Annotated in this window: 15 protein-coding genes; 3 read left to right on the plus strand and 12 right to left on the minus strand. The window is 27.0% G+C overall.

Features of this window, described 5'->3' with window-relative positions; translation table 11 throughout:
- Positions 1-69 precede the first annotated feature (69 nt).
- The 10 genes from lonC to NG904_RS09340 all read right to left on the minus strand — a co-directional run bounded on the left by lonC (position 70) and on the right by NG904_RS09340 (position 7,374).
- Positions 70-1,962, minus strand: coding sequence for a Lon family ATP-dependent protease (gene lonC / locus NG904_RS09295; protein WP_252231267.1), 1,893 nt, complete (start codon positions 1,960-1,962; stop codon positions 70-72).
- Positions 1,963-1,977: 15 nt separating this feature from the next.
- Positions 1,978-2,421, minus strand: a complete 444-nt coding sequence (gene rplI, locus NG904_RS09300) for a 50S ribosomal protein L9 (RefSeq protein ID WP_252216528.1) — start codon at positions 2,419-2,421, stop codon at positions 1,978-1,980.
- Positions 2,422-2,423: 2 nt separating this feature from the next.
- Positions 2,424-4,364, minus strand: coding sequence for a DHH family phosphoesterase (locus tag NG904_RS09305; protein ID WP_252231269.1), 1,941 nt, complete (start codon positions 4,362-4,364; stop codon positions 2,424-2,426).
- A 23-nt stretch (positions 4,365-4,387) separates the two neighbouring features.
- Complete coding sequence (locus NG904_RS09310; protein ID WP_069680984.1) at positions 4,388-4,708, minus strand: MazG-like family protein; 321 nt, start codon at positions 4,706-4,708, stop codon at positions 4,388-4,390.
- Between the two features lie 188 nt (positions 4,709-4,896).
- Entirely contained in the window at positions 4,897-5,148 is a 252-nt protein-coding gene (gene rpsR, locus NG904_RS09315) for a 30S ribosomal protein S18 (protein WP_252216530.1), read from the minus strand.
- A gap of 21 nt (positions 5,149-5,169) precedes the next feature.
- Positions 5,170-5,613, minus strand: a complete 444-nt coding sequence (locus NG904_RS09320; RefSeq protein WP_252231271.1) for a single-stranded DNA-binding protein — start codon at positions 5,611-5,613, stop codon at positions 5,170-5,172.
- A gap of 13 nt (positions 5,614-5,626) precedes the next feature.
- A complete protein-coding gene (gene rpsF, locus NG904_RS09325) occupies positions 5,627-5,914 on the minus strand; it encodes a 30S ribosomal protein S6 (protein ID WP_252216633.1) in 288 nt (95 codons plus the stop codon).
- A 109-nt stretch (positions 5,915-6,023) separates the two neighbouring features.
- Positions 6,024-6,215 (minus strand): DUF951 domain-containing protein, encoded by a 192-nt coding sequence (locus NG904_RS09330; RefSeq protein ID WP_252231273.1) that lies wholly within the window; start codon positions 6,213-6,215, stop codon positions 6,024-6,026.
- The gene (locus NG904_RS09335; protein WP_252231275.1) at positions 6,215-7,108 is read right to left on the minus strand and encodes a mechanosensitive ion channel family protein; all 894 of its coding nucleotides are present in this window, start codon (positions 7,106-7,108) and stop codon (positions 6,215-6,217) included. Before NG904_RS09335 ends, NG904_RS09330 begins: the two co-directional genes overlap by 1 nt.
- 26 nt (positions 7,109-7,134) lie before the next feature.
- Positions 7,135-7,374 (minus strand): putative Se/S carrier protein, encoded by a 240-nt coding sequence (locus NG904_RS09340; RefSeq protein ID WP_252231277.1) that lies wholly within the window; start codon positions 7,372-7,374, stop codon positions 7,135-7,137.
- A 299-nt stretch (positions 7,375-7,673) separates the two neighbouring features.
- Here NG904_RS09340 and NG904_RS09345 point away from each other — a divergent pair, with 299 nt between their 5' ends.
- The 3 genes from NG904_RS09345 (at position 7,674) to yyaC (ending at position 10,321) form a co-directional block, all read left to right on the plus strand.
- Positions 7,674-8,327, plus strand: a complete 654-nt coding sequence (locus NG904_RS09345; RefSeq protein ID WP_252216542.1) for a LysE family transporter — start codon at positions 7,674-7,676, stop codon at positions 8,325-8,327.
- Positions 8,328-8,342: 15 nt separating this feature from the next.
- Positions 8,343-9,500, plus strand: a complete 1,158-nt coding sequence (locus tag NG904_RS09350; protein ID WP_252231279.1) for an aminotransferase class V-fold PLP-dependent enzyme — start codon at positions 8,343-8,345, stop codon at positions 9,498-9,500.
- Positions 9,501-9,718: 218 nt separating this feature from the next.
- Complete coding sequence (gene yyaC, locus NG904_RS09355) at positions 9,719-10,321, plus strand: spore protease YyaC (RefSeq protein WP_252231281.1); 603 nt, start codon at positions 9,719-9,721, stop codon at positions 10,319-10,321.
- Positions 10,322-10,587: 266 nt separating this feature from the next.
- Here the strand turns inward: yyaC and NG904_RS09360 are convergent, their stop codons facing one another.
- Positions 10,588-11,106 (minus strand): DUF4446 family protein, encoded by a 519-nt coding sequence (locus NG904_RS09360; protein ID WP_252216552.1) that lies wholly within the window; start codon positions 11,104-11,106, stop codon positions 10,588-10,590.
- 40 nt (positions 11,107-11,146) lie between these two features.
- The gene (locus NG904_RS09365) at positions 11,147-12,025 is read right to left on the minus strand and encodes a ParB/RepB/Spo0J family partition protein (protein WP_252231283.1); all 879 of its coding nucleotides are present in this window, start codon (positions 12,023-12,025) and stop codon (positions 11,147-11,149) included.
- Positions 12,026-12,034 lie beyond the last annotated feature (9 nt).

Raw genomic sequence — 12,034 nt, forward strand, 5'->3', positions numbered from 1 at the left:
TGAATTTAATAAAACACAGTCTAAACTTTAATTTAAAATAAGCTTCCTAGTTCAAGGAAGCCTATTTCATTATTCAAAAACAATATCCATAATTTCTTTTATAGTACTTACTGATTTAACTTCTATATCTTTAAGACCCATTGGAATTTCTTTTTCATTATCTTTTGGAACTAAAACTCTCTTAATTCCTTTTCTTCTAGCACCATATATTTTTTCAAATATTCCGCCTACAGGTTTTATTTTTCCTCTTAAAGATATTTCACCTGTTACTGCTATATCTTGCTTTATAGGTTTCTTTAATAATGCACTTATTATGCATAATGTAATTGCAACCCCAGCTGATGGACCATCAATTTTTCCACCACCTATAACATTAACATGTATATCATAATCTTTTATATCTTTATCAGTTATGGCTCTTATAACTGAAGCTGCATTGAATACAGAATCTTTAGCCATGGAACCTGCTGTTTCATTAAATCTTACTACTCCAGCACCTTTCTTTTTAGCCTCAAAAACATTGGCTTCAATTTCAATAGTTGAACCTAAAAATCCACTTACTCCTAAACCATAAATATGTCCGATTTCATATTCCTCAGTATTATCAAATATTTCAAAAGGAACATGTCTTCCAACAGACAATACTTCATCTAAATATTCTAGCTTTATTTCAACATTATCTTTGCTTTGCTTTTCTATGTATAATGCATATCCATAAGCATCTGTTAATATATTTACTGCTTTTCTACCTTCAAAAGTATAATTACTAATTTTCTTAGCAACACCTTCTTCTAAAGTAACATTTAATTTTTCAGCAGCTTTTTTAACTATAAGCTCTATATCATCAGAAGATAATGGTTCAAAATAAACCTCAGTAGCTCTAGATCTTAATGCTGGATTTATTTCACTTGGACTTTTAGTAGTAGCACCTATTAATACGAAATCAGCTGGTGCTCCATTATCAAATAAATATTTTATATATTTAGGAGTTGATTCATCATCTGGATCATAATATGAAGATGAAAATTCTACTCTTTTATCCTCTAAAACTTTTAAAAGTTTATTTTGTAATATATGATCTAATTCTCCTATCTCATCTATAAATAATACTCCTCCATGTGCTTCAGTAACTAGTCCTGGCTTTGGTTCAGGAACTCCTGCCTCTGATAGATACCTTTTACTTCCTTGGTATATAGGATCATGTACTGATCCTAATAAAGGATTAGTTATTTCTCTTGGATCCCATCTTAAAGTAGTTCCATCCACCTCAACAAATTTTGATTCATCATCAAATGGAGTAAAATTTAATTTTTTTGCTTCTTTTAAAGCAAGTCTTGCTGCAGTTGTTTTACCAACCCCAGGTGGTCCGTATAATATAATATGTTGAGGATATGGAGAAGACAATTTAGATATTAATGACTTTATAGCACGTTCTTGACCTACTACTTCATCAAAACTATCTGGTCTTAAAAAGCTCATGATATTTTTACTAGTTACTTTTTCATCTAAAGAAATTAAATTATTTAATTTACTCATAGTATTATTATTTTCAATACCTTTTTGCTTTTTAATTACAGATAATTTTACTTCATCAATATACTTTTCTTGTTTCTCCATTATTGCCTGTTCAACCTTCATTTCTATTTTGTTTTGAACATATTTTTTGGCAATCTCATCTACAATCAGTTCTATAATTATTTTTACTTCTTGTTCCAAGTCCTCTTCTTTAGGAATTCCTTTTTTTTCGCCCTCAGATAGTATAGTTTTTAAAGCAAACATTCTATCACAATTATCTTGTGATTTTACATATCTATCTAATTTAAATCTAACAACTCTAGATCTAAATGCACCTTTATCTAAAATATTTTTTGTTACATTAAATAAAGCATCTATTTGAGCTTCTATTGATAAATTCCCACTCATTATACTATTTAATAAGTTTGTTTCTTCATTTGATTTCAAAACAAATCCTCCTTATTATTGTGGAATTATATTTATCTTCATTTTTGTACTAACTTCAGGATATAATTTAACTTCTATATCATAATTTCCTGATAATTTTATTGTATCCATTACTATTTTCTTTTTATCTATTTCAACATTATATTGAGTTTTTATTAATGCAGCCACATCTTTACTAGTAATAGCACCAAATAATTTTCCACTTTCACCTATTTTAGTTTTTATTGTTATTTCTTTTCCCTTTAGCTCTCCAGCTAATTTTTGTGCTGCTTCTATTTCAGCTAATTTTTTCTTTCTTTCATTTTCTTTTTTGTTATTTAAGATATGCATATTTGAATCAGTAGCTTCTTGAGCTAATTTCCTAGGAAATAAAAAGTTTCTTGCATAACCATCTGAAGCCTCTATAACTTCACCTTTTTTACCTATCTTTTTAACATCTTGTAATAAAATAACTTTCATAGTTAATCTCCCACCTTTAAATATTTTTTTATTGCTTCTTTTAAATCATAAACGACGTCTTCAATTTTAGCGTCTGATACTTTTGCACCTGCAATATTCATGTGTCCTCCGCCCCCTAGGGTTTCTAGAACTATTTGAACATTTACATCCCCAGCTGATCTTCCACTTATATATATATCGTTATTTATTTGTGCTAAAACAAAAGATACATTTATGCCAGATATATTTAATAGTTCATCAGCAGATTTGGCTACAATTACAGTATCCACATTTTTAGGGCATATTGCAATAGCTATATTGTCATTTACTTCTGCAGATTTTATTGCTTCTGCAATAAGTAAATAATTTTCTAAGTCATCACTAAATATTTTTTTGATTTCTATAGTATCTGCTCCTGATTTTCTTAAGAATGATGCTGCTTCAAATGTTCTTACTCCAGTCTTAAATAAGAAACCTTTAGTATCCATAAATATTCCTGCGAGTAATCCTTCTGCTTCAGTTCTAGCTAACTTAGGCTTATCAATCATATATTGAATCATTTCCGTAACCATCTCTGAAGTTGATGATGCATATACTTCTATATAATTTAATATATCTCCCTCAATCATATCAGGACTTCTTCTATGGTGATCTATAATAACCTTTCTCTTAGCATTCATTACTAGTTCCAAATCAGACACGTAGCTTTTATTGTGAACATCTACTACTATAAGTAATGAATCATCATCTAAATCATTTTTTGCTTTTTCTGTGGATATAAATAAATCATCATATTTAGGATCTTTCATTAGGTTATCTAAATAATATTCTATCGCATTTGTATCATTTTGTAATACAATCTTACACGATTTACCTAATTGCTTAATAACACTTGCTAAACCCATAGCTGCTCCAAAGCAATCCATATCAGGATTCTTATGTCCTATAATATAAACATTACTACTTACAAAAATTAATTCATTCAAAGCATGTGCTACAACTCTAGCTCTAACCCTAGTTCTTTTTTCTATTTCTTTAGTATTTCCACCAAAGAACTTTATTTCATCGTTACTTTTAACAACGGTTTGATCTCCGCCTCTACCTAAAGCTAATTCTTTTGCAGTATTAGCATATTTAGCATTTTCTGCTGGAGATATTCCCCCTCTGCCAATACCAATACTTAGTGTAACTTCAATTTTATTTCCTTTATCTATCTTAGAAATCTCATCTAATATTTTAAATTTCTCATCAATCTGTTTTTTTATAAAATTATCTTGAATAGATAGAACATATTTGTTAGTATCATATTTTCTTATCATTGCTTTTAAATTATTAGCATATGCATTTATTGTTCTTTCTATTTCTGCAACTAATAAAGGTCTATTACTTTCTTCAGTTGTTTCTAGTGCTTCTGTGAAATTATCAACTTCAATTAACATAACACTTTCTTTTGTAGTTTCATAACCTATTATTTCAGTTACATCATTAAAATACACTAAATATAGTTCTTCATTATCTTCTATATTAATTTTAGTTGCATAAGTATCATATAATTTACCCTTTATCTTTAATCTTTGATGTAAGGTTTCCTTATCACTTAATATGCGTCCTAAATTTATACCTCTAGCTATACTTAAAATATTTTTGTTTAATGACTCTTCCTTAGATTTCAATTCAGTAAATATAGAATTGCTCCATACAATATCACCATTTCTTCTAATTAAAGCTAGAGGATGTACAAACTGAAATATATTACTCTCTATACCCTTATTAAGTTTTTCTATAAATTCATCAATATCATTGTCTTTTTTCCAATAATAATTTAATTGATAAAAATTATCCACTAAGTAAACTAAAAAAATTATTAATGCTATTCCCGGATAATTAAAATAATATAAAATTAATGAAAATAAAATTAATATAATCGGCTTAAGTAACCTCCTCATAGTTGTTACTTTATTCATAAAAAAGCCTCCTAAATTTATTGTTAATCTCTTCTATTATTGATATAGGTCTTAAGCTTACTTAGACTTTTACCATCTCTTTCAACCTCATCTTCAGCTCTAATTCCTAATTCTAAGTTTTCTTTCATAACATGATCAACCTCTGCAAAAGAATATCCTAACTTTTCTGCGAGAACATATAATATACTAATTGCACCTGAAATACAATCTAATATGGAATTACGAGTAACATTACTACCTTTTGTTAATAATCTGAAAAATTCTCCTATAATACATAATAATTGAGCTTTTAAATTTTCTATTATTTTAACACTAGTCATTATATTTAATTCATCTTTTTTCATCTATAATCACCTCACATTTCCCAACCCTGTATAATTATTTTAAATTTTTTTACTTACTAATGCAAGGCATATACATATTTATTTGTATTATTTTTCCATTTATTTATATAATTAAGTATAAATACGTTTAACTTAAAGATTTCTGTGTAATAAAAAACCCCTGATTTCTCAGGGGAGTAATTTTATTACTATTCAGTTGTGAATGGTAATAAAGCTATGTTTCTTGCTCTCTTAATAGCATCTGTTAATTGTCTTTGATGCTTAGCACAAGTTCCAGAAATTCTTCTTGGAAGTATCTTACCTCTTTCAGTAACATACTTTCTTAACTTGTTTATATCTTTATAATCGATAGACTCAGCTTTATCTACACAAAAAGCACAAACTTTTCTTTTAGATCTTCTAGCTCTTCCGCCAGATCTTCTATTATCTTCTCTGCTCATGTTATTCCCTCCTTACCTAAATTAGAATGGCATATCCCCATCATCTACTGGAGTTATGTCTTCTTCAAAGTTCATATCATCAAATGGATTATTTGATGATGAATATTCAGTGTTGTTACCATAATTAGCACCAACATTTCCTGAAGCATTTGATTTACTTAAAAACTGAACTTCTGTAGCAACTACTTCTGTAACATATCTCTTTGTTCCATCTTTTGCTTCATAATTTCTGGTTTGAATTCTACCGCTTATAGCCATTTGGCTACCCTTACTCATGTAATTCGCAGTACTTTCAGCTTGTTTGCCCCATACAACTACAGGTACAAAGTCTGCTTCTTTTTGACCAGATTTAGAATTATACTTATCAACTGCTAATGTTAAGGTAGTTACTGCTGTTCCAGCGCCAGGAGTAAATCTTAGTTCTGGATCTTTCGTCAATCTTCCGATTAAAACTACTTTGTTCATTTAAAACACCACCTTAAACTTCTTCCTTAACAATGATATGTCTGATTATACCATCAGTAATTCTGAATACTCTATCTAATTCTTTTGGTAATTCAGGACCAGCATTAAAGCTAACTAAAGTGTAGTAACCATCGCTAACCTTTGAGATTTCATAAGCAAGCTTTCTCTTACCCCAAAAATCAACATTTTCGATTGTTCCTCCACCATTTTCTATAACACCTTTAAACTTTTCGATGTTTGCTTTTACAGTTTCTTCATCGAATGATGGGTGTTGTATAAATATAGTTTCATACTTTCTCATCATTTTCACCTCCTTTGGACTAACGGCTGTGTTATTCACACAGCAGGGATTTCATTTTCTAATTATATCAGTGTAAAATCATTAATTCAAGTTTTTTTTACTTTTTATACTATTCTTCAGTTTTTATTACCTTTTTTGCTCTTGTTTGAAATTTACTTCTAGGAAGCATTATTATTCTACCGCATCCTGTGCATTTTATTTTTATATCTGCTCCTAATCTAATAATTTCAAATTCATATGAACCACATGGGTGCTGTTTTTTCATTTTTACTATTTCACCAAGTTCAAATGTTTCTATCATTATAAGTCCCCCTTTTCCATATTAGCACTTACTAATTGAGTCTTAGGATATGGTATTTCTATTCCCTCTTTATCCAATCTCAATTTTATTAACTTTCTTAATTCTCTTTCCATTTCCCATTGCTTAAGAGGTTTACTTTTTCCAATTACCCTAATTGTTACACTTGAAGCGTTTAAAGCATTTACCCCTAATACTTCTATAGGCTCTCCTATATCTTCATTACCTTGTTCAAAGTTTGAACAAACTTCTTTTATTATAGAAATTGCATTATCTATATTTTCCTCATATGCAATATCAACATCTACTATAAATCTTATATTGCCTCTTGAATGATTAGTCACTTCAATAATTGAACCATTTGGAATAGAATGAATATCTCCAGTAAAGTCTTTTATTATTGTAGTTCTAATTCCTATACTTTCAACTATTCCACTAAATTTTCCTACTGTTATATGATCGCCAACACCAAATTGATCTTCAAATAATATAAAGAATCCATTTATTAAATCCTTAATCAAACTTTGAGCACCAAATCCAACAGCTAATCCACCCATACTAGCAAACGTAAATGACAATCCATTAAATAAAGTAGATATTATAGAAGTTATACCTATAAAGTAAACTGAATATTTTAAAACACTCTTCAGCACTTCTCCCAGTGTTTTTGCACGTTGTGAGTCTAGAGATAGCATTGTATTGCTTTTTATTTGTCTTTCAACAAACTTTTTAATTAAGTAATTTCCTATTTTAATAGATATATACATTAATATAAATACACTAAGTATTCTTAATGATTTATTTACTAAAAATTCAATATTATCTAACCCTATTGATATGTTACCTAATCTTATCTCATCTTGACTCCAATTAAATTTTATTAAATAATTAACCATTAATTCAAGCACTCCTAATTTTTAATTTATTCAATTGAAACATATTCACCATTATCTCTTAAATATATACTTTTATATTCAAATTTATTATCTTTAATTACTTCGTTTATCACTTCTTTATCATTAATTCTAACGCATATTCCACAACTTTTAGTTATAGAAGTCGGAGTCGGCATTATTTTAAATTCATATTTACTTTCTTGTAAATATTTTTCTGCAGCCATGGCATCAAAAGTATTTTTAAAGACTATTATATAATAATTCATTTTACACCTACCTATATTCATCTATTATTTATACATTATATTATATCTAATTTTAATAAATAATAAATATATATATTGATTATTTATCTTAATACTAAGACTCTATTTTAAATATGTATTTATATATAATACGTATAATGAAATTGTAATTAAACTTTAAAAATTCTGTTTCACACTACTTATGTATATATCAATGCTCTGCTAAAATAAACCCAATTATAATTATGTACTTAATTTTAATGATTAATTTATCATATTACATTATAATTATATATGACTAAAATTAAAGGGAGATTAAAATGTTATACTTATTTATGATTTTTAAACCATTACTAATAGGTTTTATGACTGGATTTGTATCTGCTATTCCTTTAGGTCCTTCCGGATTAGAAGCTATTAATAGGTCTATTTCTCATGGGTTTAAAGAAGGATATAAAGTATCACTTGGCGCCGTATCAGCAGATCTTTTATATATAATAATAATAAATTTAGGATTATTTAACATGCTAAATAACAATAGAAAGTTTGAAGGATTATTTTGGATCATTTCAGGATTTGTTTTATTGCTGTTTAATAATATGTCTAATAATAAAAGTAATAATAACTTAAATTCTAAATCAATAAATATATCTAATTCACGTTCTTCCAATAGTTTTTTAGCTGGCTTTTTTATAACTTTTTTAAATCCTACTACACCATCATTATGGATTGCTTTAAGTGGTACAATTTTAAGCGTGTGGAGATTACATGGACGAGTTTATTTTACTTTTGCTTTATTAGCAATGATAGTCGGAAGCTTAACTTGGTTTTTTATTCTTAATTTATTAAGCATAAAAGGAATAAAAATGTGTAAAGATGATTTTTGTAACAAAACATCAAAAGTTTTAAATTATTTTCTTTTTATATTAAGTATACTATTTATTATATGGGGATTATTAAAATTTATTTTTTAGAGGTGATATTTTAGTATGGAAGTCTATTTAGATAATTCAGCAACGACTTTTCCTAAGCCAAGACAAGTTGTTGATGCGATGTATAATTATATGATTAACGTGGGTGGAAATTCAGGCAGAGGAAATTACGTAAACTCAATAGAAAGTAATAAATTGCTTTATGAAGCTAGAGAAACTGTTTGTAATTTTTTTGGATTTAATAGTTCACAAAATGTTATATTTACTAACAATGTAACTACATCTTTAAATACACTTATCAAAGGTCTTTTAAAATGTGGTGATCATGTTATTACCTCATCTATGGAACATAATTCTGTAATAAGACCACTATTTTATGCAAAAGAAAAGTTAAATATAGAACTTGATATAATAAATGCAAATACACGAGGTTTTGTAAATCCTATGGATATTGAAAATAAGATAAAATCTAATACAAAACTTATAATTCTTACTCAAGCTTCAAATGTAACTGGTTCAATTCAAGATTTAAAATCTGTAGGGGAAATTTGTAAAAAAAATAATATATTTTTTATTGTAGATTCATCCCAAGGTGCTGGAGTGATTAATCTTAATATGAAAGAAATAAATGCAAATGCTATATGTTTTACAGGACATAAAAGCTTGTTTGGTCCTCAAGGAATTGGCGGATTCATATTAGATAATAAATTAAATGAATCATGTGAATCTTTTATTCAAGGTGGCACTGGCAGTTCATCATACTCGTTAACTCAGCCAGAATTTTTACCTGATAAATTTGAATCTGGTACACTAAACATGCCTGGAATTGTTGGATTAGCTGAAGGAATTAAATATATAAATTCAGTTGGTATCAATAATATTTATGAACATAATAATTATTTATTAAAGCATCTGCTTCAAGGTTTATTAAATATAAATGACTTAAATGTTTATGGAGATACAACTGGTAATAATTCTACAACTTGTGTATCTATCAACATAAATAACTTAGATACTTCAGAAACAGGTTATTATTTAGAATGTAATAACATTAAAACTAGAACTGGATTACATTGTGCTCCATTAGCACATAAAACAATTGGTACATATCCTGACGGAACAGTGCGACTTAGTATTAGTAATTTTAATTCTATTGAAGATATTGATTATACATTGAAAATTTTAAATAAAATTGCCAAAGATAAATATATATAAAGGTAGCATTGTAAAGGTATTATACTCATTTTTAGTATTCCTNNTTCCTAAGTTTAATTACTTATTCCACCTTTACTTATGCATATATCAATATTGTCTTAAAACAGAGCCTAAAATAGGATTACTTATTTTTAAATGTATTTTAATTTTATTATAAGCATAAATTTTGAATAAAACCTCCCTTTAAAGGAAATAATTTCTTTAAAGGGAGGTTTTATATGAAAAATTCATTTTCTATAGATTCAAGTGTTTCTACTTCATATATAAAAATATGTGATTATTTATTTTCAGAGTTGAAACCAATATTAGACGAAAAAAGAAATATTGTTTTTCTCTGCATAGGAACTGATAGATCAACAGGTGATTGTTTAGGCCCTTTAATTGGATATAAACTTGAATTTTTATCTTATGATAACATTCATATATGTGGAAATTTAAAAAATCCAATTCATTCAAAAAATTTAATTCAAAGAATAAATGAAATAAATATAAAGTTTAATAATCCTTTTATTATTGCAATAGATTCTTGCTTAGGCAAAATAAATAATATTGGGAAAATTTTTATAGATAGAAAGCCTCTTTATCCTGGAAAAGCCTTAAATAAAGACCTTCCAGCAGTTGGAGACATTTCTATAACTGGTATAGTTAATATTTCTAGTAATTTTGATTTTTTAGTTTTACAAAATACTAGATTATATACTGTTACAATGATTGCAGATATAATTTCAAAAGCTATATATCATTTTACTTTAAAAACAAAATCTACTAATAACTATACTTCAAACAATCATGTAATATCTTTTCCTAACAATTATAATTAATATTATATTTTTATACGCTAAAAATGTAACTACTAAATTTCAAGTTGAAAACCAAGATATAAAGTTGAAAGTTATTATTTTGAGCTTATGTAATTACATAAGCTCAAATCTACTCAAAATTTACTGAATTTAACTTTCAAATAAATTTCCATATCACTTATTGGATTGTTTTTCAAATCCAGTAATTTTATACTTTTCACTTTTCTATAAAAAGAGCTATTTTGAAATATATTATATTTCAAACTAGCTCTTTTTAGTAATATAGATTATTTATGTTTTTTATTTTCATATTTATTAGCAGCTTCGTTTAATACATAAAGCTCTTCTTCTGAAAGATCATATCTTGATATTCCCTTATCAATTGGTTTTGCATATGTTGTACTTTCTTCTCGTGCATAAATTCCAGTTAATAATATTCCATCATTATTATCATCTAGCATAGCAATTGAAAAACTTAAGTCACTACCTACATTTTCAAAAGCCTTATATCTCATAATGGCAACTTTTTGAACACAATCCTTTATCTTTGTTTCTAACTTACTGCATTCATTTAAAGTATTTTCGGCTGTTTCTCTAATGTCATCAATACTATCTAGTTTTTCAAGCAGCAATTCTTCTAAGTTCTTACCATTTGTGCCTCTCATTAATCTTCTGTATTTACTTTCTAATTTGTTTATTGAATTAATTAATACAAAAATTAAAATAAATAATAAAACAATTATAACTATCATACCTATAATTAGATATGGTGTTATTTGATTAATTATCCCAAATAATTTTTCCAACTAGGTCATTCCTTTCACTAAATGTTTCACGTGAAACATTTTACTGTATATTAATAATGTCTAAAATTCTTTGTAAATCTTCCTCAGAATAGTACTCTATTTCTATCTTTCCTTTATTTTTTTTATCTAGAATATTTACCTTCGTACCAAAATAATTTTGTAGTTGATTACGTACATCCTTATAATATGGATTTAATTCTTTTAATGATTCTTTATTTGCTTTTTCACTATTTATATTTTTAATTAATCTCTCTAATTCTCTAACAGATAATTTATTGTCAATTACCTTTTGAGCTAATTCATACTGTAAATCATTATTATCTATTGCAAGCAATGTTCTACCATGTCCTTCTGTGATAATTCCTTCAATTAAGTATTGTTGAACTCTTTCATCTAAATTAATTAATCTCATTGTATTTGCAATTGTAACTCTAGATTTTCCAATTCTATTACTTAATTCAGATTGTGTTATTCTAAAATCCTCTAATAATTTTTTATAAGCTAGTGCTTCTTCAATTGGATTTAAATCTTCTCTTTGAATATTTTCAATTAAAGATATTTCTAATATATCTTTATCACTTATATCCATTGTTATGCAAGGAAGTTCTTTTAATCCTGCTATTTTAGCAGCTCTCCATCTTCTTTCACCAGCTACAATTACAAATTCACTTTTGTTTACTTGTCTTACTATTAAAGGTTGAATTATACCATGTTGTTTTATTGATTGAGCTAATTCTACTATTTTTTCAGAATCAAATGCTTTTCTTGGTTGTTCCTTATCACTTCGTATTTTGTTTAGTGATATAAGCATATTATTTGATTTACTGTTATCAAGAATATCTTCTTGCTTAACATTTTCATCTATTTCATCTGGTATAAGTGCACCTAATCCCTTACCTAGTCCAAATTTTTTTACCATTTTCATTTC

This window comes from Clostridium sp. ZBS15 (assembly GCF_023845705.1).
Lineage (GTDB): Bacteria > Bacillota > Clostridia > Clostridiales > Clostridiaceae > Clostridium > Clostridium aquiflavi.